The 24,474-nt window shown below is 65.6% G+C and carries 22 protein-coding genes; 19 read left to right on the top strand and 3 right to left on the bottom strand.

Annotated features, from left to right (window positions below; genetic code table 11):
• Positions 1-79: 79 nt before the first annotated feature.
• Both ACUJ46_RS07440 and ACUJ46_RS07435 read left to right on the top strand, forming a co-directional pair.
• Positions 80-1,090, top strand: a complete 1,011-nt coding sequence (locus ACUJ46_RS07440; RefSeq protein WP_445389834.1) for a phosphatidylserine decarboxylase — start codon at positions 80-82, stop codon at positions 1,088-1,090.
• Between the two features lie 11 nt (positions 1,091-1,101).
• Complete coding sequence (locus ACUJ46_RS07435; protein ID WP_445389833.1) at positions 1,102-1,905, top strand: CDP-alcohol phosphatidyltransferase family protein; 804 nt, start codon at positions 1,102-1,104, stop codon at positions 1,903-1,905.
• 55 nt (positions 1,906-1,960) lie between these two features.
• Here ACUJ46_RS07435 and ACUJ46_RS07430 read toward each other — a convergent pair whose 3' ends face one another.
• On the bottom strand, positions 1,961-2,218 hold the full coding sequence (locus ACUJ46_RS07430) for a hypothetical protein (RefSeq protein WP_445389832.1): 258 nt from the start codon (positions 2,216-2,218) through the stop codon (positions 1,961-1,963).
• Between the two features lie 148 nt (positions 2,219-2,366).
• Between ACUJ46_RS07430 and ACUJ46_RS07425 the strand changes: the two genes are divergently transcribed.
• Positions 2,367-3,992 (top strand): long-chain fatty acid--CoA ligase, encoded by a 1,626-nt coding sequence (locus tag ACUJ46_RS07425; RefSeq protein ID WP_445389831.1) that lies wholly within the window; start codon positions 2,367-2,369, stop codon positions 3,990-3,992.
• Positions 3,993-4,041: 49 nt separating this feature from the next.
• On the opposite strand, the gene ACUJ46_RS07420 is transcribed toward ACUJ46_RS07425, so the two are convergent.
• Entirely contained in the window at positions 4,042-4,683 is a 642-nt protein-coding gene (locus ACUJ46_RS07420; protein WP_445389830.1) for a DUF4136 domain-containing protein, read from the bottom strand.
• A 123-nt stretch (positions 4,684-4,806) separates the two neighbouring features.
• Here ACUJ46_RS07420 and ACUJ46_RS07415 point away from each other — a divergent pair, with 123 nt between their 5' ends.
• Complete coding sequence (locus ACUJ46_RS07415) at positions 4,807-5,739, top strand: alpha/beta fold hydrolase (RefSeq protein WP_445389829.1); 933 nt, start codon at positions 4,807-4,809, stop codon at positions 5,737-5,739.
• A gap of 34 nt (positions 5,740-5,773) precedes the next feature.
• On the opposite strand, the gene ACUJ46_RS07410 is transcribed toward ACUJ46_RS07415, so the two are convergent.
• Complete coding sequence (locus tag ACUJ46_RS07410; RefSeq protein ID WP_445389828.1) at positions 5,774-6,646, bottom strand: AAA family ATPase; 873 nt, start codon at positions 6,644-6,646, stop codon at positions 5,774-5,776.
• A 208-nt stretch (positions 6,647-6,854) separates the two neighbouring features.
• On the opposite strand from ACUJ46_RS07410, the gene ACUJ46_RS07405 reads away from it, so the two are divergent.
• The 15 genes from ACUJ46_RS07405 (at position 6,855) to ACUJ46_RS07335 (ending at position 24,468) form a co-directional block, all read left to right on the top strand.
• Positions 6,855-8,441, top strand: coding sequence for a peptide MFS transporter (locus tag ACUJ46_RS07405; RefSeq protein ID WP_445389827.1), 1,587 nt, complete (start codon positions 6,855-6,857; stop codon positions 8,439-8,441).
• Positions 8,441-9,838, top strand: coding sequence for an amidohydrolase (locus ACUJ46_RS07400; protein ID WP_445389826.1), 1,398 nt, complete (start codon positions 8,441-8,443; stop codon positions 9,836-9,838). The genes ACUJ46_RS07405 and ACUJ46_RS07400 overlap by 1 nt, the downstream gene beginning before the upstream one ends.
• Positions 9,835-11,136: an amidohydrolase family protein gene (locus tag ACUJ46_RS07395; RefSeq protein WP_445389825.1), complete on the top strand. Its 1,302-nt coding sequence runs from the start codon at positions 9,835-9,837 to the stop codon at positions 11,134-11,136. The genes ACUJ46_RS07400 and ACUJ46_RS07395 overlap by 4 nt, the downstream gene beginning before the upstream one ends.
• Positions 11,137-11,235: 99 nt before the next feature.
• On the top strand, positions 11,236-11,937 hold the full coding sequence (locus tag ACUJ46_RS07390; RefSeq protein ID WP_445389824.1) for an NnrU family protein: 702 nt from the start codon (positions 11,236-11,238) through the stop codon (positions 11,935-11,937).
• Positions 11,937-12,743, top strand: a complete 807-nt coding sequence (locus tag ACUJ46_RS07385; RefSeq protein WP_445389823.1) for an SDR family NAD(P)-dependent oxidoreductase — start codon at positions 11,937-11,939, stop codon at positions 12,741-12,743. The genes ACUJ46_RS07390 and ACUJ46_RS07385 overlap by 1 nt, the downstream gene beginning before the upstream one ends.
• Before the next feature lie 2 nt (positions 12,744-12,745).
• The gene (locus ACUJ46_RS07380; RefSeq protein WP_445389822.1) at positions 12,746-14,059 is read left to right on the top strand and encodes a sensor histidine kinase; all 1,314 of its coding nucleotides are present in this window, start codon (positions 12,746-12,748) and stop codon (positions 14,057-14,059) included.
• 62 nt (positions 14,060-14,121) lie between these two features.
• Complete coding sequence (locus ACUJ46_RS07375; protein WP_445389821.1) at positions 14,122-15,213, top strand: substrate-binding domain-containing protein; 1,092 nt, start codon at positions 14,122-14,124, stop codon at positions 15,211-15,213.
• Positions 15,210-16,604, top strand: coding sequence for a phosphate ABC transporter permease subunit PstC (gene pstC, locus ACUJ46_RS07370; RefSeq protein ID WP_445389820.1), 1,395 nt, complete (start codon positions 15,210-15,212; stop codon positions 16,602-16,604). The genes ACUJ46_RS07375 and pstC overlap by 4 nt, the downstream gene beginning before the upstream one ends.
• Positions 16,597-17,892 (top strand): phosphate ABC transporter permease PstA, encoded by a 1,296-nt coding sequence (gene pstA, locus ACUJ46_RS07365; protein WP_445389819.1) that lies wholly within the window; start codon positions 16,597-16,599, stop codon positions 17,890-17,892. The genes pstC and pstA overlap by 8 nt, the downstream gene beginning before the upstream one ends.
• Before the next feature lie 14 nt (positions 17,893-17,906).
• A complete protein-coding gene (gene pstB / locus ACUJ46_RS07360; RefSeq protein ID WP_445390144.1) occupies positions 17,907-18,701 on the top strand; it encodes a phosphate ABC transporter ATP-binding protein PstB in 795 nt (264 codons plus the stop codon).
• Between the two features lie 12 nt (positions 18,702-18,713).
• The gene (gene phoU / locus ACUJ46_RS07355; RefSeq protein ID WP_445389818.1) at positions 18,714-19,439 is read left to right on the top strand and encodes a phosphate signaling complex protein PhoU; all 726 of its coding nucleotides are present in this window, start codon (positions 18,714-18,716) and stop codon (positions 19,437-19,439) included.
• Between the two features lies 1 nt (position 19,440).
• A complete protein-coding gene (gene phoB / locus ACUJ46_RS07350) occupies positions 19,441-20,148 on the top strand; it encodes a phosphate regulon transcriptional regulator PhoB (protein ID WP_445389817.1) in 708 nt (235 codons plus the stop codon).
• A gap of 177 nt (positions 20,149-20,325) precedes the next feature.
• Positions 20,326-20,613 carry a co-chaperone GroES gene (groES, locus tag ACUJ46_RS07345; RefSeq protein WP_445389816.1) on the top strand — a complete coding sequence of 96 codons (288 nt, stop codon included), beginning with the start codon at positions 20,326-20,328 and terminating at the stop codon, positions 20,611-20,613.
• A gap of 49 nt (positions 20,614-20,662) precedes the next feature.
• On the top strand, positions 20,663-22,312 hold the full coding sequence (gene groL / locus ACUJ46_RS07340; RefSeq protein ID WP_445389815.1) for a chaperonin GroEL: 1,650 nt from the start codon (positions 20,663-20,665) through the stop codon (positions 22,310-22,312).
• 131 nt (positions 22,313-22,443) lie between these two features.
• Positions 22,444-24,468 carry a S9 family peptidase gene (locus ACUJ46_RS07335; protein WP_445389814.1) on the top strand — a complete coding sequence of 675 codons (2,025 nt, stop codon included), beginning with the start codon at positions 22,444-22,446 and terminating at the stop codon, positions 24,466-24,468.
• Positions 24,469-24,474: the final 6 nt, after the last annotated feature.

Here is a 24,474-nt window from a genome sequence, read left to right as displayed (position 1 = left end):
CCGCTTTCGTTCGCGCAAAAGCACCACGAACGTCGCAACAGCCCTTTCGGTGCGTCGCCTTTGTGCTTACTTTGGAAGCATGTCTGATAGCGAACAGCAGAAACTGCCTCTGGCACCCGAAGAACTTGCCGCCACCGGGCCGATGCCCGGCGAGGTTCCGGCCGAGGTGCCGGCCAAGGCTGACACGCCGGCGCAGGATGCGCGGCACATGCCCGTAGCCGCGCCCGCCCCTGCCGCAGAGGAGGCTGAAGCCGCGCCGGAGCCTGTGCGCGATGAGCCTGCGTCATCTGTGGCCGAGACGCCTGTTGAAGCGCCGGTCGCCGCGGAAGGCCCTGCGCCGTCGGTCGCCGCCGGCAGGCCTCCGCTTGCCCCGCATGCCGCCGGGCCGGAACCCGCTGGCTGGCAATGGCCCTCCGTGCACCGCGAAGGCTTTCGGTTCGGTGGGCTTTCGGGCGCACTCGCGCTGTTCGCCTTTTTCGCCGGATGGACGACATTCGGCTGGATTCTGACTGCCCTGACTGTCTTCATCCTCGCCTTCTTCCGTGATCCCAAGCGCGCGTCCCCCGTGGGGGACGGGCTGATCCTGTCTCCGGCCGACGGGCTGGTCAGCCAGATCACCGAGGTGGAGCTGCCGCGCCAGCTGGTTGGCGACGGGCTGCTTGCCCCCGGCACGGCGACCCGCATTTCGGTTTTCATGTCCGTCTTCGATGTGCACATCAACCGCACGCCAATCCCCGGCACCGTCCGCCGTGTAGCCTATGTGCCGGGCGCCTTCCTCAATGCCGAACTCGACAAGGCGAGCGAGGAGAATGAGCGCCAGTACATGCTTGTGGAAGCTGCCGATGGCACCCGTGTCGGCATCACGCAGATCGCGGGGCTGGTTGCACGGCGAATCATCGCCTTCGTGCGCGAGGGCGGGATTGTCGGCACCGGCCAGCGGATCGGCCTGATCCGCTTCGGAAGCCGTGTCGATGTCTTCCTGCCCGCAGGCTATGCGCCGCAGGTGGTGAAGGGGCAGCGTGCTGTTGCCGGTGAAACCGTGCTGGCCGCGCGCGACCGCGCCCCGGCACAGCCCGGCCCCCGGGCATGACGGAGCGGGGAATGGGTGAACAATCGCCGCTTCCTGCCATTCCGGTCCGGGCGCTCATTCCCAATGCCGTCACCATGCTTGCCCTGTGCTCCGGCGCGACGGGCGTGCGCTTCGCCATTTCGGGGGATTATGACAAGGCGGCCGCGGCCATCGTGATCGCGGCTGCCCTCGATGGCGTGGATGGGCGCATCGCGCGCCTGCTTCGCGGCACCAGCCGTTTCGGAGCCGAGCTGGATTCGCTGTCGGATGTCACCGCCTTCGGCCTTGCGCCGGCACTCATCCTCTATCTCTGGGCGCTCAATGCGCTTGGGCCGCTGGGCTGGGTGATAGCCCTGTCGCTGGCGGTCTGCTGCGCGCTCAGGCTGGCGCGGTTCAACACCGCGATCGACCAGGAGGATCTGCCCAAGAAGCGCCTCGGCTTTACAACGGGCGTTCCAGCCCCGGCAGGTGCCGGGATCGCGCTGGCCCCGCTGTTCTGGTCCCTCGCGACGGACAACAGCCTCGATGCCGACCCTGTGCTGCGTGGCACGATCACTGGCGTGGCGACGGCGCTCGCAGCCTTCCTGATGGTTTCGGCGCTTCCGGGCTGGAGCTTCAAATCCCTGCGGGTTCCGCGCAATGCCCGGTTGCTGCTGCTGGTGGGGGTGGGCCTGTTTGCCGCGGCCCTGGGGCAGCGGCCCTGGATGACGCTGTTCGCTGTCAGCGCGGCCTATGCGCTGGCATTCCCCTTCGCCTCGATCAGCTATGGCCGCCAGCGGCGCGCCGAAGCGGCGGTGAATGGTGAAGCCGGATCAGGGCCTCCAGCGGCCACCTGACACTCCTGGCCGCTCGCACTTCACTCAAGCCGGACAGATGGACGCTGCCGGTCTTTCAGGCTGCGAGTCTTGCCTGAAAGGCGGACGCGGCGCGGTGAAGCGCCCGCGTCCCGTGCGGCCTGAGGGGCCGGGTCTGCGGGTTGCCGGACGGATTCCCGATCAGCCGGCCAGCCCGATGGGCCGGGCCGCCGAGCGCACGCGACAGCTTGTGGCGCATCGGCCACAGCAACAGCGCATTCAGCAGCAGCAGGGCGGCAAGGGCGAGCGGCCCGGCAAGGGCGGCAATCGGCGCGATATCATGGCCTTCAATCATCGTGATTTCCCTTCAGGGGGCGATTCGATATAGCGATGTTCATCTTTTGTTCTCATGCTGTCAAGACCGTACCTGAGCTGCTCTTGCCCTTTGCAGGGCGGTGCGGGCGCGGCTAGAGAAGTGGCAGAGGGTATCGAGGGAGATCCGAATGCACGGCACGATGCAGGACTGGCCGCTGAACGTCTGGAAGCTGATTGATCACGCCGCACTGAACCATGGCGACCGGGAGATCGTGAGCCTGACCTGCGAAGGCCATGAGGTGCGAACCAGCTGGCGGCATGTGCAGGGCCGCGCGAAGCAGGTGGCGGCCGCCCTGCGGCGGATGGGGGTGAAGCCCGGCGACCGTGTGGCGACGCTGGCATGGAACACGCACCGCCATGTCGAGAGCTGGTACGGCATATCCGGCATGGGCGGAGTGGCGCACACCATCAACCCGCGCCTGTTCGAGGACCAGATCGTCTATATCGCCAATCACGCCGGTGATCGCGTCCTCTTCTTCGACCTCAGCTTCGTCGACCTGGTGGAAAAGCTGGCGCCCCGCTTCACCACCATCGAAAAATATGTGCTGCTGACCGACAGCGGCCACATGCCGAAGGAGAGCAACCTCGACCTTCTGTGCTACGAGGATCTGATCCGTGGCGAGGACGCCGACACGGCATGGACGGAAGTGCCCGAAACCGCGCCTTCGGGCCTCTGCTATACGTCGGGCACGACGGGAAACCCCAAGGGGGTGCAATATTCCCACCGCGCCAATGTCCTGCATGCCTATGGCGCCTGCATGGGCGATGTGCTCGACATTCGCTCGCGCACGGTCGTGCTGCCGGTGGTGCCGATGTATCACGCCAATGCCTGGGGCGTGCCTTATGCCGCAGCTGCCGCCGGCGCGAAGCTGGTGCTGTGCGGTCCGCATTTCGATCCGCCGACCATCGCCCGCATGATCCGGCAGGAAGCTGTCACCATGACGCTGGCCGTGCCCACCATCTGGCTTGGCATGCTGCAGCATCTCGATGCCACCGGCACCGATCTGAAGCCGCTGGAACGGGTGGTGATCGGTGGTTCGGCGGCGCCGCGCAGCATGATCGAAACCTTCGAGGAGCGCTATGGCGTCGATGTCTGCCATGCCTGGGGCATGACGGAAATGACACCGCTGGGCACCATCGGCTCGCTTTCGGCCGAGGCCCTGAAGCTGCCACGCGAGCGCCAGATCGACCTGAAGTGCAAGCAGGGCCGCGGCATTTTCGGCGTGGAGCTGAAACTGGTGGACGACGAAGGGCGCGAACTGCCGCGTGACGGCCACGCCTTCGGGCGGCTGATGGTGCGCGGCCCATGGATCGTCCAATCCTATTTCAGGGGCGATGGTGGCACCATCCTCGATGCGGATGGCTGGTTCGATACCGGCGATGTCGCCACCATCGATCCGCAGGGCTACATGCAGATCACCGACCGCTCGAAGGATGTGATCAAGTCCGGCGGTGAATGGATTTCCTCCATCGAGATCGAGAATCTGGCTGTCGGCTGCCCCGGCGTGGCCGAGGCTGCGGTCATCGGGGTTGCCCACCCCAAATGGGATGAGCGGCCACTTCTCATCATCGTGCGCAAGGAAGGCGCCGATGTCTCGGCCGAGGATGTCCTCGGCTATCTGGAAGGGAAGATCGCACGCTGGTGGATGCCGGATGCAGTGGAATTCGTGGATTCAATCCCCCACACCGCGACTGGCAAGATCCAGAAGATCGCGCTGCGCGAGCGCTTCGCCGGCTACACGCTCGCGGGCTGAGCCGGGGCTGCCAGCCAGCCCGCTGGTCAGCCCGCCAGTCGGCTGCCCTTCAGCCTGCCGGCACCCGGACCGTCTTGCCGGATGGTCCGGGGAAGTTCTGGAAAAGGGCCTTTGCGAGCGTTTCGGCGGCGGCTGTTCCCCGCATCCTGTCGCGGCCCGAGCTGTCGATGCTGGCGCGGCCTTCCCAGATCGCCTTGCCGCCGGGATTCTCCCTGATCTGCACGGCCAGCGTTGTCGTGACGGCGACTTCGGGGCCCGGCTTCCCGCCCACCGGAACACGCACGCTGGTGCCGATCCCGACATTCCCGCTGCCGAATCCACCCCCGATCCCGATGGACAAGCCGGACTTGCGCGGCGCGGCCGTGCGTTCGGCCATCGTCAGGTCGATGCGCGCGTGGAACTGGGCGGCCCCCGCATCCTCGACAGGCACGAAGCCCTGCTCGCGAAGCTGTCGGGCGACAGCATCGGCCTGCGCGCGGAATTCGAGGCTGCCGGCCATGTCGGTGCGCAGAGGCTGCATCGCCACGGTTCCGCGCACGATCGGCTGGCCGGCGTGAAAGCGCAGCACATCGGCCTGCGGAGTCGCGGCGCAGCCTGCCAGCGCCAGCGCAAGGGCGACGCCTGCAACAAGGCGCCGCACGCCAATGACGGGGAGGGCAGGGTGACGGACGGGCGCTGGCAGAACGGGCATGGCTTTGGCTCCTGAAGCTTTGCCAGAGGTTTAGCATCAGCGCGCGCATCCGGGAATGGGCGCGGCCACGTCTGGCCGCAAGGACGGTTCCCCTGTGGCCCGGCACAGGGCAGGATGCGACTCATGCGCATTCTTTTGCCAGTGCTTCTGCTCTTCCTGTTGCCGGGCTATGCCGCACGCGCCGAACCGCGCGACATGGCCGTGCGGCTGGACGATGGGCGGCAGATGAATTTCTGGTGCGCTGGCAGGGCAGGGCGGCCGGCTGCGAGGCCGATCGTGATTCTCGAAAGCGGCTGGTCTGCAGACAGCAGGGCCTGGGCGCAGGTGATCGGCCCGCTTTCGCGCCATTTGCCTGTCTGCGCCTATGATCGCGCCGGCTCAGGCAAAAGCGATGCCGGCCCGATGCCGCGGGACGGGCCGGCCATTGCGCGCGATCTCGATTCCGCCCTGGGCGCGGCGAACATAGACGGCCCCTATATCCTTGTCGGCCATTCGGCGGGCGGGCTTTACGTGCGCCATTTCCAGGCGCTGCGGCCGGATTCGGTCGCCGGCATGGTGCTCGTGGACAGCAGTGTCGAATGGCAGGAAGCGCGCTTTGCTGCCGTTGCCGGGCCGGGGGCCGGATCGCTTGAGGGCCTGCGCGCGCGGGCTGCCGAATGCCTCGGGCTGGCGCAGGCGGGGCCGATAGCCGATACGCCCGAGACAGCCCGTTGCCGGACGGAACATCCCGTCGCGCGCTGGGCGGCCCGGCTTTCCGAACTGGAAACGCTTGGCGGCGCGACTTCGGAAGGGCTTCCGGCTTCCCTCGGGGATCTGCCCCTCGTTGCGCTGACGGCTGGCCGGGGCTGGGAAGGGGCGGCCCGCGACTTCTGGCATGGCCTTCACCGCGAGATCGCGGCGCGCTCCAGCCGGGGCATGGCGCGGATCGTCGACGAAAGCGGGCACATGATGATCCGCGAAGCACCCGGCGCCATCATTGATGCAGTGCTGGACGTTGCCGCCATGGCAGCTGAGACGGCCATGGACCCGCACGAAAAACCCCCGACGCCCCACTGAGGCGCCGGGGGTGATTTCAGGCCGGGCCTGTTGCTCAGGCCGTGGGGCCGCGCCGGGCCATGAAGGCGAGGCGCTCGAACAGCATCACGTCCTGCTCGTTCTTCAGAAGCGCGCCATGCAGCGGCGGAATCAGCTTCTTCGGGTCGCGCGACTGCAGGATGTCGAGCGGCAGATCCTCGTGGAGAAGCAGCTTCAGCCAGTCCAGAAGCTCGGACGTGGAGGGCTTCTTCTTCAGGCCCGGCACGTCGCGGATGTCGTAAAAGATGGTCAGCGCCTCGCGCACGAGGGCCTTCTGGATACCGGGGAAGTGCACGTCGATGATGGACTGCATCGTCTCGCGGTCAGGGAACTTGATGTAGTGGAAGAAGCAGCGCCGTAGGAAGGCGTCGGGCAGTTCCTTCTCGTTGTTGGAGGTGATGACGACGATCGGGCGCTGGGCGGCCTTCACCGTCTCGCCGGTTTCGTAGACGTTGAACTCCATCCGGTCGAGTTCCTGGAGGAGGTCGTTCGGGAACTCGATGTCTGCCTTGTCGATTTCATCGATCAGGAGAACAGGAAGCTTCGGGGCCGTGAAGGCCTCCCACAGCTTGCCGCGGCGGATGTAGTTGGAAATGTCCGCGACGCGCGGGTCGCCGAGCTGGCTGTCGCGCAGGCGGGCGACGGCGTCATATTCGTAAAGCCCCTGCTGGGCCTTGGTGGTGGACTTGATGTGCCATTCCAGAAGCGGCGCATCGAGCGCTTTCGAGATTTCATGGGCAAGCACGGTCTTGCCGGTTCCGGGTTCCCCCTTCACCAGAAGCGGGCGCCTGAGCGTTGCCGCTGCGTTGACGGCCACCTTCAGGTCGTCTGTGGCGACATAGCGTTCGGTGCCGGTAAAGCGAGTAGGGGCGTCGGTCTGGTCGGCCATGCGTTCCTGTCCTTGGGCAATCTTGATGATCTTCCCCGCCTTGTTGCCACCGCTTTCGCCGCGCGCCAATGCGGCTTTTGGCAGGGTGGGGCGAATTGGCTGCCCGCTTGGCCGGTTTTCCGGCTTGCATGGGAAGGGCTTCGCCCGCATCAACAGGGCATGACAGGGGCGCCCCCGGCAGAGGGGCGACCGACGCAGGGAGATCCGCGTGACCGAACTGACCACAGATGCCGTGGGAGAGGAGGGCCGCCAGACCTGGCTTGGCCACCCCCGCGGGCTTTTCGTCCTTTTCTTCGCCGAAATGTGGGAGCGCTTTTCCTATTACGGGATGCGCGCGCTGCTCATCTTCTATCTCGTCCAGCACTGGCTTTATTCCGACAGCGAGGCGAGCGTCATCTATGGCGCCTATACCGCCCTGGTCTACATCACCCCGGTGATCGGCGGCTATCTGGCCGACCGCTATCTGGGGCAGCGCAAGGCGGTTCTCTATGGCGCCGTGCTGCTGACCATAGGCCACGGGCTGATGGCCATCGAGGGCAATGGCGGCCAGACCGATCCGGCGATCAACGCCTTCTGGCTGGCGCTGTCCTTCATCATCGTCGGCTCGGGCTTCCTGAAGGCCAATATCTCGGTGATCGTGGGCCAGCTTTACGGCCGCACCGACCCGCGCCGTGACCCGGCCTATACGATCTTCTACATGGGCATCAATCTGGGCGCCGCCATGGGGGCGCTGGGGGCGGGCTATCTGGGGCAGACCCATGGCTGGGCATGGGGCTTCGGGGCTGCCGGCTTCGGCATGCTGCTGGGCCTCATCGTCTTCGTGATCGGCAAGCCCTGGCTGGAAGGGCGCGGCGAGGCGCCTGACAAGGCCGCCCTTGCACGCCGCGTGGCGGGCGTGCCGTTCGAATGGCTGCTCTATGCGCTGGGTATCGTGGCGGTGCTGATCTGCTGGGTGCTGGTGCAGAATCAGGCCATTGTCGGCTGGCTGCTTGGCGCGGCTGGCGCCATTCTCGTCGGCTATGTGCTTTTCACTGCTGTCGCGCGGCTTCCGCGTGAAGACAGGGACCGCATCTTCGCGGCCATGTTCCTGATCCTCGGCTCGATCCTTTTCTGGGCGCTGTTCGAGCAGGCGGGGTCTTCCCTCAACCTCTTCACCGACCGCTCCGTGGATCGCAGCATCTTCGGCTTCGAAGTGCCGGCGGCGATGTTCCAGTCGATCAACGCCATCTACATCGTGCTTCTGGCGCCTCTGTTCGCCAGCCTGTGGCTGCTGCTGGCCAGGCGCGGGCTGGAGCCTTCGGCCCCGGCCAAGTTCGGTCTTGGCATCGTGCAGCTGGGCCTAGGTTTCCTGGTGCTGGTGTGGGGGGCGACTTCCGCCGGAGACGGGCTGACCCCGGTGATCTTCATCTTCCTCATCTACCTGCTGCACACCACGGGCGAGCTTTGCCTGTCGCCTGTCGGGCTTTCGGCCATGAACCGGCTGGCCCCCGCCCACATGGCCGGGCTGATCATGGGCACATGGTTCTTCGCATCGGCCACCGGCAATTTCGCCGCCGGCCTGATCGCAGCCGCCACCGGCGCCGAAGGGGCCGAGGGCGCCGGCACGACTCAGGTGATCACCGTCTATTCCAATGTCGGCTGGCTGGCCGTCGGCGTGGGGGTAGCGGTCATTCTCGTCTCGCCGCTCATCCGCAGGCTGATGCACCTTGAAACGCTGAAGGATGCCGATGTACCGGGCAAATCCGAAATCGGGGAGCCGCAGGCAGCCGGAACCCGCACTGGGAGTGTGAACTGATGCGATTGTCACTCGTGGGGGCGATGGCCCTGCTTCTTGCCGGTTGCGCGACAACCGGCGCGGGCCAGGGGGCGACGGCGTCCACCGGCCCCGCGCCAACCCTGCCGGGCAGCCTGCCTTCGGCGGAGTCGGCCCATGGCTCGACTTACCGCCCCTGGCCGGGCGTGCCGACCGTCATCCGCAATGTCGTCATCTTCGACGGCAAGGGCGGGCGCATCGACAATGGCGCCATCCGCTTCGAGAACGGCAAGGTGGCGGCCATCGGCCAGAGCGTCGATGAAGCCGGCGCGACCGTGATCGACGGCGCTGGCCGCCATGTGACGCCCGGCATCATCGATATCCACAGCCACCTTGGCGATTATCCATCGCCGGGCGTTCCCGCCCATTCCGACGGCAATGAAGTGACGGGCCCTGTCCGCCCGGAAGTCTGGGCCATTCATTCCGTCTGGCCGCAGGATCCGGGCTTTGCGCGGGCGCTGGCCGGCGGCGTGACGGTGCTGCATGTGCTTCCCGGTTCCGCCAACCTGTTCGGCGGCCGTGGCGCGACGCTGAAGAATGTTTATGGCCGTACTGCCCAGGACATGCTGATGCCCGGCGCGCCCTGGAGCCTGAAGATGGCCTGTGGCGAAAACCCCAAGCGGGTCTATGGCACGCGCAACCAGATGCCCGGCACCCGCATGGGCAATGTGGCGATGATGCGCCAGACCTGGGCCAATGCGCGCGACTATCAGCAGCGCCTGAAGCAGGCCAAGGGCCCGATGAAGCGCGACCTGCAGATGGAAACGCTGGCGCAGGTGCTTGACGGGGACATACTCGTCCAGAACCATTGCTACCGGGCTGACGAAATGGCCAATGTGATCGCCATGTCGAAGGAATTCGGCTACAAGGTCACGGCTTTCCACCATGCGGTCGAAGCCTACAAGATCGCCGACCTGCTGCGCGAGGAAGGCATCTGCGCCGCCCTCTGGGCCGACTGGTGGGGCTTCAAGATGGAAAGCTATGACGGCATCCAGGAAAACCTGCCGTTCATTCACGCGGCCGGCGGCTGCGCCATCACCCATTCCGACGATGCCCATGGCATCCAGCGCCTGAACCAGGAAACCGCCAAGGCGTTGGCCAATGGCCGCCGCATGGGCATCGAGATTGCCGACGAGGAAGCCTGGACCTGGGTTGGCATCAACCCGGCAAAGGCGCTGGGCATCGCCGACAAGGTCGGTTCGCTCGAACCCGGCAAGCAGGCCGATGTGGTGCTGTGGAACGGCAACCCGCTTTCTGTCTATTCACGGCCGGAAAAAGTCTGGGTCGATGGCGCGCTTCTCTATGACACGGATGATCCCGCGCGGCGGCCGGTGAGCGATTTCGAACTCGGCCAGCCTGGCGAAGGAGACCGCAAGTGAGGAAACTCGTTCTCGCACTGATGATCGGCGCGGCGGTGCCCGCCATGGCTCAGGAACGGCTGGCGATCGTGGGCGGCAAGGTCGTGACCAACGCCGGCCAGCCCGTGGAAGGCGGCACCCTGCTGCTTTCCGGCGGCAAGGTGGTTGCTGTGCAGCCGCAGGGCGCGCCGGTGCCGGCCGGCTATCGCCAGATCGACGCGCGCGGCAAATGGGTGACGCCCGGCGTGATTGCCGGCATCAGCCAGATCGGCGCTGCCGAAGTCCATGGCGACGACAGCGCCAATGATGTTTCGGCACGCCAGTCGCCTGCCTCGGCGGCGCTGCAGCTCGATGTCGTCATCAACCCGGCTGAAACCTCCATCCCCGTGACGCGCGCCGAAGGCGTGACGACGGCTGTCGTCGGCCCGGCGCCCGGACGCACGCTCTTTGCCGGGCAGGGGCTGGTGCTTTCGATGGCCGATGGTGCAGCATCCCCCGCAAAGCCACGCGCCTTCCAGTATCTTGCCTATGGTGAACAGGGTGCGCGGCTTGCCGGCGGCTCGCGCGCTGCGGCCTGGGCGGAAATCGTGAACGCGCTGGACGAGGCTAAGCGTGTGACGGCCGGCCGCGCCGGTGAACGGGACCAGAGCCGCGACCTGCGGCTCACGCGCGAGGATGCCGAAGCACTCGTGGCGGTGCTGCGCGGCACGCAGCCGCTGCTGGTTCGGGTGGATCGCGCGTCCGACATAAGGCAGGTGCTGAAGCTGCCTGCCCTCTATCCGGGCCTGAAGCTCGTGCTCGTCTCGGCGAATGAGGGCTGGATGGTGGCCGACGAGATCGCCCGCGCCGGGGTGCCGGTGATCACGCTGGGCATGGACAATCTGCCCGGCCGCTTTGAAGCGCTTGGCGCCACCATGTCGAACGTGGGGCGCATGGTGCGCGCCGGCGTGAAGGTGGCGCTCGGCACGCCCGATCTCGATGCCAGCTTCCAGCCGCGGCTTCTGCCCCATTATGCCGGCAATCTGGTTGCGCAGGGCCGCGTGCCCGGCGCCATCGGGCTGGAATGGGCCGATGCCTTCGCCACCATCAGCAGCGCGCCAGCCGAAATCTTCAGGCTGCAGGGCCGCGGGGTTCTGCGCCCGGGCGCGGTTGCCGATATCGTCGTCTGGTCCGGCGACCCGCTCGAGCTTTCGACCCATGCCGAGCATGTGGTGATCGGGGGGCAGCCGCAATCCCTTGAAAGCCGGCAGTCGAAGCTGGCGCGGCGTTACGCACCGGGGCGCGACAGGACGCGCCTGCCGGAAAGCTACAGCCGCTAGGCCTGTCATCCGGCCCGCACGGCGAGGGAGACGCCGTGCGGGCCATTTCCCCATTCATGGGGAAGCGGGCGCCGGCGGAAGGACGAGGGAGGAATTGCCATGCTGCTGTTCGTTGCGCTTCTGCTGGCCTTTGTCGCCAGCCACATGCTGCTCGCCAACCCGCCACTGCGGGATGTGCTGGTGGCAAGGCTGGGGGAAAAGGGCTTTCAGGCTTTTTATTCCCTGCTGTCGCTGGCGCTGCTGGCGGGCGCCGTCCACGCCTATCGCGCAACGCCTGACAGGCTGTTGTGGGTCGCGCCGATCGGCTTCTGGCATGTCTCGACACTGGTGATGCTGCTGGCTGCCATATTGTTCGTCGGATCGCTGACTCCGGCCAACAAGGCGCTTGCGGGTGTTCCGGCCAGCAACCGGCCGGCCAGCGGCGTTCTCAGGATCACGCGCCATCCCATGATGTGGGCCTTCGGCCTGTGGGCGGCCGTTCATGCAACCCTGTCCGGCAACCTGCCGACCGTGATCATGGCGGCCGGAATCGGCATTCTGGCGCTGGCGGGCGCACGCCTGCAGGATGGCAAGAAGCGCCACCAGCTCGGCTCTGCCTGGGCCGCCTATGAGGCACAGACCAGCTACTGGCCTTTGGGCGCGATCCTTTCGCGCCGCCAGCCGCTTTCGGCCCTTTGGCCGGGGTTCGTTCCGGTGGCGGGGGGCGTGGCGCTGTGGGCGCTCGTCACCTTCGTGCACCCCATGCTCCTGAAGGCGCCGGTGGTGCCGCCCTGGGGCTTCATGACGGGAGGAGGATTGTGATGGCATTCGAAGGCAAGCGCATCTGGATCACGGGTGCATCCTCGGGCATCGGCGCCGGGCTTGCGCGGGCGTTCGGCAAGGCAGGCGCGACAGTGATCCTTTCGGGCCGCAACCGCGATGCGCTGGCGGCGGTTGCCGCCGATGTTCCCGACCATGTGATCCTGCCGTTCGAGGTGACGGATTACGAAGTCCTTCCTGCCGTGGTCGACCATGCCGGCCGGGTGGACCTGCTGATCAACAATGCCGGCATTTCCCAGCGCGGTCTTGCCGAGGATACCGGCATGGATGTCTATCGCCGGATCATGGAGGTGGATTATTTCGCCCCCGTCGCGCTTACGAAGCTGGTGCTGCCTGCCATGCTGGCGCGCGGCGAAGGCCATGTGTCGGTCGTCTCAAGCATCGCCGGCAAGGTTGGGTCTCCCCAGCGCACCGGCTATTCCGCTGCCAAGCACGCGGTGATGGGCTTTTTCGATGCGCTGCGAACCGAAGTCGGCCATCGCGGCGTCAGGGTGACGACAATCGTGCCGGGCCTTGTGCGGACTGAGATCGGCAAGCGCGCGCTCACGTCCGACGGCACCCCCAAGGGGGACAGCCCGGATGATGTCGACGCCGGCATCACGCCGGATGAAGCCGCCGCCATCATCCTCGACGGTTTTGCGCGCGGCCTGCGCGAGATTCCCGTGGGCGCCAGCGGCGGCGCCGACATGGCGCTCCTCGACCTGAAGCGCCAGGATCCGGACGCCTTGCTCGATGCCATGGGGCAGATGGGCGCCGAAGTCGTGCGGCGGTTTCGCGGCCAGGCCTGACGGTGGAATCCCTGCACCGGGCCAGCCTGGCGCTGGCGGCCCTTCTGGCCTTCGGCTTCGGTGCGCTGTCCCATGCGGCCGATCTCGCGCCATATCTCTGGGGGCCCATACTCCTGATCGTCATCTTGCTCCTCTATCGCGTTCCGGTTCAGCCGCACGTGAAGGGAGACGCAGAGATGCAGCCGAAGCCCGGCAGGGTTCAGGAAACAGGCCGTGACGATGGCGACCGGGTTTCGATCGCCGCCCTCGCTGACCCTGCGATCCTTGCATCGCCGGGCTGGCGGGTGCTGGCAGCCAATGAAGGCGCCCAGGCCATGTTCGGTCGCCGGATCGTCGGCGGGGATCTCAGGCAGACCGTGCGCCATCCTGTCGTCATCGATGCGGTGCGACTGGGCATGCTGGGGGAAAGCCCGGTCCTGCGTGAGGTGACGGGCCTCGGATCGCAGGACGGCGCCTTCCGCGTGCGGGTTGCAGGGCTGGAGGACGGCACCTTCCTCCTCGGCTTCACCGATATCACCCAGACCCGTCTCACCGAGCGGATGCGGGTCGATTTCGTCGCCAATGCCAGCCACGAGCTGCGCACCCCGCTGGCGAACATCTCCGGTTTCATCGAGACCCTGCAGGGGCCTGCCGCCGACGATGCGCCGGCCCGTGCGCGCTTTCTGGATATCATGGGCCGCGAGGCGTCGCGCATGTCGCGCCTCATCGATGATCTTCTGTCGCTCTCGAGGATCGAGCTGGACAAATATGTCCGGCCGCAGACCATGCTCGATCTCGCGCCGATCCTGTCCGATGTGGGCAAGACGCTGGCGATGCGCCTGGAGGCGGATGGCCGTCGCCTCGACATCGCGGTGGCCCCGGATCTGCCGCAGGTGGTGGCCGACCGCGACCAGATTCTCCAGGTCCTCCACAATCTTGTTTCCAACGCCCTGAAATATGGCCGGGAGGGAACGCCTATCCGGCTCTCGGCAACGCTGGAGCATGGGCCGGCCGGGCGTGCGGCAGACATGGTGCGCATCAGCGTCTCCGACGAAGGGGAGGGCATAGCCCCCGAGCACCTGCCGCGCCTGACAGAGCGTTTCTACCGCATCGACACCGGACGGTCCCGCTCCATGGGGGGGACGGGGCTCGGGCTCGCCATCGTGAAGCATATCGTCGAGCGGCATCGCGGCCGGCTCGAGATCGAAAGCCGGCAGGGTATCGGCACGACGGTCTCGTTCCTGCTGCCGACGATGCTGGCCGCCCAGGCTTCTGTTACAGCCACTGCGATTGCCGGGCCGGCACTGTCACAAAACCGAAACGGGGATGTAACATAAGCCGCACCGTCGGGCGCTAGAGCGGCTGCGACCGAAGCCGGTGGTGCCGGCTTTGCGATATCATGGCCCGTCAAAAGGCCGGAAACTGGGCTGTCACAAGGGGAAAACTGGTGCAGGCGCGAAGGTTTGGACAATTCGCACTCGCGGCCGCCACGCTGGCATTTCTGGCGGGCTGCTCCGATTCGCGCACCCAGATCAGGATCGTCGGCTCCTCGACAGTCTTCCCCTTCACCACGGCCGTTGCGGAAAATTTCAGCCGCAACCACCCGGAATTCCCGGCGCCGATCGTCGAATCGACCGGCACGGGCGGCGGCATAAAGCTGTTCTGCGGCGGCGTTGGCTCGCGCCACCCTGACATCGTGAACGCCTCTCGTCGCATCAAGCCATCAGAACTTGAGGATTGTGCGAAGAATGGCGCCACCGAAGTGGTCGAGATCCAGGTGGGGATTGACGGGCTGGTGCTGGCGCAGGGCAAAGGCGGAACGCCTTTCTCGCTCAGCCTGCGCGATGTCTATGCGGCATTGGCAGCCGAGCCGTTCGGCAAGCTGCAGACGGCGCGCACCTGGCAGGATGTGAACCCGTCGCTTCCCGCCATCCGCATCGAGGTCATCGGCCCGCCGCCCACCTCCGGCACGCGCGACAGCTTCAACGAGCTTTACATGCTGGCCGGCTGCAACACCGACCCGTCGATGAAGGAACTGAAGAAAAGCGACGAAAGCCGCTACAAGACCGTCTGCGAAAAGATCCGCGAGGACGGCGCCTATGTCGAGGCGGGTGAGAATGACAATCTGATCGTCCAGAAACTGGCCGCCAACCCCAACGCCATCGGCGCCTTCGGCTACAGCTTCCTTGATGCCAATCTCGACACGTTGCGCGACGTGCCGATCGATGGCGTGCAGGCCGATTATGACTCCATCTCGAACCGTACCTATCCGGCCGCGCGGCCGATGTTCATCTATGTGAAGGCGCAGCATGTGCGTGCAATCCGCGGGCTTCGGGAGTTCCTCGATGAATATACCCGCGAGCGTGCCTGGGGCCCCGGCGGCTATCTGCAGCGGCGCGGCCTTGTCGCTTCGCCCGAGGATGTGCGCGAAGCGAATCACGCGCGGGCATCCGGGCTTGTGCCGCTGAAGGCTGAGGATCTGGCGAAATGAACGGGACGATTGCTTTCGCCGCTGTTCTGGCGCTCGGCGCGCTGGGCTGGTGGTTTGGCCGCCAGCGCGGTCTTTCCTATGCGATGGCGGGTGGATCGCGGGTCGGCGCTGTCCACTCGCGCCCGAATTATCATGGCGCCTACGTGGCGGTCTTCGCCCTCGTGCCCTCATTCCTCATCCTGATTGCATGGGCAATCTTCGGGGAAGGGCTGGTCTCGCGCGAAGTGCTGGCGGCCCTCCCGCCGGAAGCGCGCCCTGAGACGGGTCTCGACCGCGCGGCCTTCTTCTCGGAAGTGCGCGGCCTTGTGCGCGGCGATTATGCCGAGGCGTTCAGCGCCAACGCCGAAGAGGCGGCCCGCGTCTGGAAGGCGGCATCCTGGCGTTATGGCCTGATGTTCGGAAGCGCTGCCATCGCGCTTGGCCTGATGGGCGGGCTGTGGGGCTGGAGCCGCCTGCGCCCGGATTTCCGCGCCCGCACCCGGGTCGAGCGGATGGTGATGTTGCTTCTTGTGGTCGCCTCCCTCGTCGCCATCCTCACCACCTTCGGCATCGTGGCGAGCCTCGTGTTCGAAAGCTTCCGCTTCTTCCAGATGGTCAGCCCGGTCGAGTTCCTGTTTGGAACCCAGTGGTCGCCGCAGACCGCGATGCGGGCCGACCAGGTCGGGTCGTCCGGCGCCTTCGGGGCCGTGCCGCTCTTCTGGGGCACGGTGTTCATCGGCGCCATCATCGCCATGATCGTCGCCATTCCACTCGGCCTGATGACAGCGATCTATCTCACCCAATATGCAGCCCCCGGCTTCCGCCGCGTGGCAAAGCCGGTGCTTGAAGTGCTGGCCGGGGTGCCGACCGTCGTTTACGGCTTCTTTGCAGCGCTTACCGTTGCGCCGGCGGTGCGGGATTTCGCGCTTTCCATCGGCATTTCCAATGCGTCTTCCGAATCCGCGCTTGCCGCGGGCCTCGTGATGGGGGTGATGATCATCCCCTTCGTTTCCTCCATGGCCGATGATGCGCTGGCCGCCGTGCCGCAATCCATGCGTGATGGCAGCCTCGCCATGGGGGCAACGCCTTCGGAGACGATCCGCAAGGTGCTGATCCCGGCAGCGCTTCCGGGTATCGTGGGCGGGGTGCTTCTTGCCGTCTCGCGCGCCATTGGCGAAACGATGATCGTGGTGATGGCCGCCGGCCTTGCCGCCAAGCTGACCGCCAACCCGTTCGACAGCGTGACCACCGTGACGGCCCAGATCGTGGCCCTGCTGACAGGCGACCAGGAATTCGACAGCGCCAAGACCCTGTCGGCCTTCGCCCTGGGGCTGGTTCTGTTCCTCGTCACGCTTGCGCTCAACATCTACGCACTGTCCGTCGTGCGCAAATATCGGGAAGCCTATGACTGAGGCCGTTCAGAAAGCAGCCGTGGCGCCGACCGCCTGGTCCTCGCCCGAGATGCAGGCGCGCATCCGCCGCCGATACCGTGCGGAACGCAATTTCCGCACGATGGGGATGGTCGCCATCTCCATTGCTGTCGGCTTCCTGCTGTTCCTGATGGGAACGATCGTGGCCGATGGCTGGAACGCCTTCCGGCAGACACAGGTGGCCGTGCCCGTCACCTTCGATCCGGCCCGCCTGGAACTGACCGAGGAACAGGCGCGCAGCGACCCGCAGGCCGTTTCCCGCGCGAACTATCAGGGCATCCTCACGGATTCCCTCGAGCGCTCGCATGGAACCAGCGTCGAGATCGTTTCGGAAGCGGCGTGGCTTGCCCTGCGCGAAGCAGTCATTGCCGATCCGTCGGTCATCGGCAGCACGCGCGATATGTGGCTTATCTCCACCTCTAGCATCGACCAGATGGCGAAGGGCGGGATCGACCTCGACGCCGACGAAGGCGACCGCCCCGTGTCTGATGCCGAAGTCGCCATGTGGAAGACGCTGGCCGAAGCGGGCCAGATCCGCACAGGCCTCAACATCAGCTTCCTCACCGGTTCGGATTCCGTCGACCCCGAGCTTGCCGGCATCTGGGGCGCCCTGAAGGGCAGCTTCCTCACCGTGCTCGTTACGCTGCTGATCAGCTTCCCCGTGGGTGTTCTGGCGGCCGTCTATCTGGAGGAGTTCGCGCCCCGCAACCGCTGGACCGACGTGATCGAGGTGTCGATCAACAATCTCGCAGCCGTTCCCTCCATCATCTTCGGCCTGCTGGGCCTTGCCGTGTTCCTCAACACGCTCAACATGCCGCGGTCGGCGCCTGTCGTCGGCGGCCTGACACTGGCCCTGATGACGCTTCCGGTCATCGTCATCGCCAGCCGCGCGGCCATCAAGTCGGTGCCGCCGTCCATCCGTGACGCAGCGCTCGGCGTGGGCGCCAGCCCGGTGCAGGTCGTGTTCCACCATGTGCTGCCGCTGGCGCTGCCCGGCATGCTGACCGGCACGATCCTCGGCATGGCACGCGCGCTCGGGGAAACGGCGCCGCTGCTGATGATCGGCATGCGGGCCTTCCTGACATCCGCCCCCCAGGGGCTTGAACAGCCGGCAACCGTGCTGCCGGTGCAGATCTTCATCTGGTCCGACAATGTCTCGCGGGGCTTCGTCGAGAAGACCAGCGGCGCGATCATCGTGCTGCTCATGTTCCTTCTCGCGATCAACGGTCTCGCCATCTATCTCCGCAACAGGTTCGAGGTGCGCTGGTGAACGAAATTGGCATGATGGCCGTATCCGCGGCAGCTTCGAAGGCGTCGCCGTCGAAGCCCAAGATGACAGCGCGCGATGTTCGCGTCTCCTATGGCGAGACGGAGGCCCTGAAGGGCGTTTCGATCGATGTCTCGAACGAGGACGTGACCGCCTTCATCGGCCCGTCGGGCTGCGGCAAGTCCACCTTCCTGCGCTGCCTGAACCGCATGAACGACACGGTGGCGTCGGCGCGGGTGACGGGGAAGATCGAGCTTGACGGCGAAGACATCTATTCACCCGACATGGACGTGGTCCAGTTGCGCGCGCGGGTGGGCATGGTCTTCCAGAAGCCCAACCCCTTCCCGAAATCCATCTATGAGAATGTGGCCTATGGGCCGCGCATCCACGGTCTTGCCCAGAAGAAGCCCGATCTCGACATCATCGTCGAGCAGTCGCTGCGCCGCGCCGGCCTGTGGGATGAAGTGAAGGACAGGCTGCTCGACAGCGGCACCGCGCTTTCGGGCGGGCAGCAGCAGCGCCTGTGCATCGCGCGCGCGATCGCGGTGAACCCCGAGGTGATCCTGATGGACGAGCCGGCCTCGGCGCTCGACCCCATCGCGACCGCCAAGATCGAGGAACTGATCGACGAACTGCGCGGACGCTATGCCATCGTGATCGTCACGCACAACATGCAGCAGGCCGCCCGCGTCAGCCAGAAGACGGCCTTTTTCCACCTCGGCACGCTGGTGGAATATGGCGACACGCGCGAGATCTTCACCAACCCGCGCGAAACGCGGACGAAAGACTATATCACCGGCCGCTACGGCTGAGGGGAGCGATCAATGCCGCAGACACCCACCGCACACACTGTCCGCTCCTTCGACGAGCAGATCCACGAACTGCGCAGCCTGATCGCCCAGATGGGCGGACTGGCCGAAAGCCAGGTGAAGGATGCCGTCGATGCCATGGTCCGTCGCGATGTCGATGCAGCGGAACTGGTCGTCGCGCGTGACGCCGAGCTTGACCGGCTGGAAGTGGAAGCCGAGCGCTTGGCCGTCACTATCATCGCGCTGCGCGCGCCCATGGCCGACGATCTGCGCGAAATCATCGCTGCGCTCAAGATGTCGGCCATCATCGAACGCATCGGCGATTATGCCAAGAACATCGCCAAGCGCGTGCCGGTGCTGACTCAGGGCGCGCCGGTCGGCCCGGCTGTCATCATTCCGGAAATGGCGAAGACGGCGGGCTCGATGGTGCGTGACGCGCTGGACAGCTATGTCGACCGGGACCCCCAGCTTGCCCGCCAGGTCGCCGAGCGGGACCGGATCGTGGACGATTTCTACAATTCGCTGTTCCGCACGCTGCTTACCTACATGATGGAAAACCCCCATCACATCACGCCCTCGGCCCATCTTCTGTTCATCGCCAAGAACCTCGAGCGTGTCGGTGACCATGCGACGAACATCGCCGAAATGGTCTATTTCTCGGTGACTGGGCAGGACCTGGGTGAGCGTCCGAAGACCGACGAGACTGCGTCGATCGCCGTCGACGAGGCGGGCGGCAACTGACATGCGCCCCAAGATCCTTCTCGTCGAGGATGACAGCAGCCTTGTCGAGCTTATCCGCTACAATCTCGACCGTGAAGGTTTTTCCGTCGTCACCACGCCCGATGGCGAGGAGGCGCTGGTGCTGGCCGAGGAAGAGCAGCCCGATCTCGTCATACTCGACTGGATGATCGCCAATCTTTCGGGAATCGAAGTCTGCCGCCGGCTGCGTCGCGCGCCGGAAACAGCCTCGCTGCCCATCATCATGCTGACGGCCCGCGCCGAGGAGACGGACCGTATCCGCGGCCTGGAGACCGGAGCGGACGATTATGTGACCAAGCCCTTTTCCCCGCGCGAGCTGGTGGCCCGCGTGCGGGCGCTGCTGCGGCGCCTGCGGCCGGCTCTGTCCGGCGGCCATCTGGAGCATGGCGGCGTGGTGATGGACACATCGGCCCACAAGGTCACACGCGATGGCGTGCCGGTTCAGCTGGGGCCGACGGAATTCCGCCTGCTGCGGCACTTCCTCGAGCATCCCGGACGCGTCTTCAGCCGCGAGCAGCTGCTCGATGCCGTCTGGGGGCGCGATGTCTATGTAGAGCAGCGCACGGTCGATGTGCATATCCGTCGCCTGCGCAAGGCCATAAACCAGGACAATCTGCCCGACATCATCCGTACCGTGCGCTCGGCCGGCTATGCCCTCGATGCAGACGGGAGCGCCCGCGTCGCGGGTTGAAAAAGGCCCTGCTGCCGGGCCTTTTCATCAAAATTTCATGCATGCGCGGGCCTTGACCACCCAGGCCGCCATGCCTATCTGCCCTTTCGTTAGCACTCGCCAAGCGTGAGTGCTAAAAGCTTCGGGCCCGGTCGCCTGGCCCGTGGCTTCCAACACAAGCGACAAGAGGGAATATCCATGAGCTTTACCCCGCTGCACGATCGCGTGCTTGTCCGCCGTGTCGAGGCCGAGGAAAAGACGGCCGCTGGGATCATCATCCCCGACTCTGCCAAGGAAAAGCCGCAGGAAGGCGAAGTCATCGCCGTCGGCAAGGGTGCCCGCGACGAGAAGGGCGCCCGTGTGGAGCTTGACGTCAAGGTGGGTGACCGCATCCTGTTCGGCAAGTGGTCCGGCACCGAAGTCAAGGTTGCCGGCGAAGACCTGATCATCATGAAGGAAAGCGACATCCTCGGCGTTCTCGCCTGAGGCTCTTTCCTCCATTCATCGCCCAACAAGACAGCAAGGATATTGAACTATGGCAGCCAAGGACGTGAAGTTCGGGCGTGACGCCCGCGAACGCATCCTCGAAGGTGTGGACATTCTCGCCAACGCCGTGAAGGTGACCCTCGGCCCGAAGGGTCGCAATGTCGTCATCGAAAAGAGCTTCGGCGCGCCGCGCATCACCAAGGACGGCGTTTCCGTCGCCAAGGAAATCGAGCTCAAGGACAAGTATCAGAACCTCGGCGCCCAGATGGTGCGCGAAGTTGCGTCCAAGACCAACGACATTGCCGGTGACGGCACCACCACCGCCACGGTGCTGGCCCAGGCGATCGTTCGCGAAGGCCTGAAGTCGGTTGCAGCCGGCATGAACCCGATGGACCTGAAGCGCGGCATCGACCTCGCTGTCATCAAGGTCATCGAAGACCTGAAGGGCCGCTCCAAGCCGGTCGCCAACTCCTCCGAGATTGCCCAGGTCGGCATCATTTCGGCCAATGGCGACACCGTCGTCGGCGAAAAGATCGCCGAAGCGATGGAAAAGGTCGGCAAGGAAGGCGTGATCACCGTGGAAGAGGCCAAGGGCCTCGACTTCGAACTGGATGTCGTCGAGGGCATGCAGTTCGACCGCGGCTACCTCAGCCCCTATTTCATCACCAACGCCGAGAAGATGCAGGTGGAACTCGAAAACCCCTACATCCTCATCCACGAGAAGAAGCTCTCGAACCTGCAGTCGATGCTGCCGATCCTCGAAGCCGTGGTGCAGTCTGGCCGTCCGCTCCTCATCATCGCCGAAGATGTCGAAGGCGAAGCGCTGGCGACCCTCGTCGTCAACAAGCTGCGTGGCGGCCTGAAGATCGCCGCCGTCAAGGCGCCGGGCTTCGGCGATCGCCGCAAGGCGATGCTTGAAGACATCGCGATCCTGACGGCTGGTGAAGTCATCTCGGAAGACCTCGGCATCAAGCTCGAGAACGTCACCCTTCCGATGCTCGGTCAGGCCAAGAAGGTCACGATCGACAAGGACAACACCACCATCGTCGATGGCTCGGGCACGGAAAGCGCCATCAAGGGCCGCGTGGAACAGATCCGCGCCCAGATCGAGACGACCACCAGCGACTATGACCGCGAGAAGCTGCAGGAGCGTCTTGCCAAGCTCGCCGGCGGCGTTGCCGTCATCAAGGTTGGCGGCGCGACCGAAGTCGAAGTGAAGGAACGCAAGGACCGCGTTGACGATGCCCTGCATGCCACCCGCGCTGCGGTGGAAGAAGGCATCGTTCCCGGCGGCGGCACGGCGCTGCTCTATGCCACCAAGGCCCTCGATGGCCTGAAGGGCGCCAACGACGATCAGACCCGCGGTGTCGACATCATCCGTCGCGCGCTGCAGGCGCCGGTTCGCCAGATCGCTGCCAACGCTGGCCATGACGGCGCGGTGGTTGCTGGCAAGCTGCTGGAATCGAATGATACCACGCTCGGCTTCAACGCCCAGACGGATGTCTATGAGAATCTGGTGGCCGCTGGCGTCATCGACCCGACCAAGGTCGTCCGCACGGCGCTGCAGGATGCAGCCTCGGTTGCCGGCCTGCTGATCACCACCGAAGCCACCATCACCGAACTGCCGGAAGACAAGCCGGCCGGCGGCATGCCCGGCGGCATGGGCGGCATGGGTGGCATGGGCGGCATGGACTTCTGATCCAGCCGAACTGCTGAAGGATCGGGGCGGGGACCATTGGTTCCCGCCCCTTTTCTTTCAGTGGCCCGCTGCTAGAGTCTCCCCCTGCGCCGGGCTGAGGGGGCCGTCGCGGACATAGCGGGAGACATTATATGAAAACGCTTTTCCTGGCCGGGCTTGCGGTTCTGGCCGCTGCCCCCCTGCACGCCCAGCCGATGCCGTCACATAGTGGAGCCGGAATGACCGAAGCCCCCCTTATCGAACGCAACCGCCTTTTCGGAAACCCCAGCCGCGTGCAGGCGCGCCTTTCACCCGACGGCCGGTGGCTCAGCTGGATCGCCCCCTCCAACGGCGTGCTCAACATCTGGGTGGCCCCCGCTGGCAGCCCGGATCAGGCGCGTGTGCTGACGGGCGAGGCTTCGCGCCCCATCCGCCAGCATTTCTGGTCGCCCGACAGCAGCATGATCCTCTTCATCAACGACCGCGGCGGGAATGAGGATTTCCTGCTTTATGGCGTCAGGCCCGAAGGCGGGGACACGAAGCTGTTCACCCCCTTCGACAAGACGATGGTGCAGCTTGTCGGCACGTCGCACCGGGTGAAGGACCGGATCCTCGTCGGCCTCAACAACCGCGACCAGCGCTGGCACGATGTGCACAGCCTCGATCTTGCGACCGGCGCGCTCACGCTGGTGCAGCAGAATGACGGCTATGCCGGCTTCATCGCCGACGAGGATCTCGCCCTCAGGGTCGCCATCCGCCCCAATGCCGCCGGCGGTCAGGATTATTTCCGCATGCGCGATGGCGTGGTGGATGCGGAGCCTTTCCTGACGCACGGCCTAGATGACAGCCAGACAACCCAGCCCTTCGGCTTTTCCGCCGATGGAAAGACGCTCTACTGGATTGACGCGCGCGGTCGCGACACGGCGGCTGCCTGGGCCATGGACTATGAGAGCGGCCGCATGACGCTGCTTGCCGAGGACCCGCGCGCCGATGTGGACAATGTGCTGATCCACCCGGTGACCGGCCGGCTGGAAGCCGTGGCGGTCAATTATCTGAAGCCCGAGTGGAAAGTGCTCGACGAGGCGGTGAAGCAGGACATCGCCTTTCTCGATGCCGAACTGGGCCGCTGGCTGCTTTCGGCGCGCACCGATGCCGATGACAAATGGGTGCTGGCCACCGACAACAGCAATGTGCCTTCGGCCAGCTGGCTTTACGATCGCAAGGCGCGAACGCTGACGAAGCTGTTCGAAAGCCGGCCCGAACTTGTCGGCGCGCCGCTGGCGACAATGCGCCCGGTCGAAATCCGCTCGCGCGATGGCAGGATGCTGGTTTCCTACCTCACCCTGCCGCCGGGCGCCGGTGAAAAGCCGTCTACCCCGCTGCCCATGGTGCTGCTGGTGCATGGTGGCCCCTGGGCGCGCGATGCCTATGGCTTCGACCGGGAGGCCCAGTTCCTCGCCAATCGCGGCTATGGCGTGCTGCAGGTGAACTTCCGTGGCTCCACCGGTTTCGGCAAGGCCTTCACCAATGCCGGCAACGGCGAGTGGGGCCGCCGGATGCATGACGATCTGCTCGATGCAGTGGAATGGGCCGTTTCCGGCGGCTATGCCGATCGCGGGAAGATCGCGATCATGGGGGGCAGTTATGGCGGCTATGCGACGCTTGCCGGCCTGACCTTCACGCCCGACACTTTCGCCTGCGGGGTGGACATTGTCGGCCCGTCGAACCTGATGACTCTGCTGTCCACCGTGCCACCCTATTGGGAAAGCTTCCGCAGGCAGCTCATCAGCCGCATGGGCGACCCTGATACCGAGGAAGGCCGCGCCTGGCTGAAGGAGCGTTCGCCGCTGACTCATGCCGACCGCATCCGCAAGCCGCTGCTGATCGGGCAGGGCGCCAATGACCCGCGCGTGAAGCAGGCTGAAAGCGACCAGATCGTGGCGGCCATGCAGGCGAAGAACATCCCGGTCACCTATGTCCTTTATCCTGACGAGGGGCATGGCTTCGCGCGGCCGGAAAACAACATCGCCTTCATGGCCATCACCGAGAATTTCCTCGCCCGTTGCATTGGCGGCCGCGCCGAACCGATCGGGGATACGGTGAAGGCATCCTCCGCGAAGGTGCCGCATGGTGCGGACTATGCGCCCGGCCTGAAAGAGGCGCTGGCGGCAGACTGAAGGCTG

Source organism: Sandaracinobacteroides sp. A072 (genome assembly GCF_052616365.1).
The sequence above is the reverse complement of the archived record's forward strand: the minus strand, read 5'-3'. Positions and strand labels throughout refer to the sequence as shown.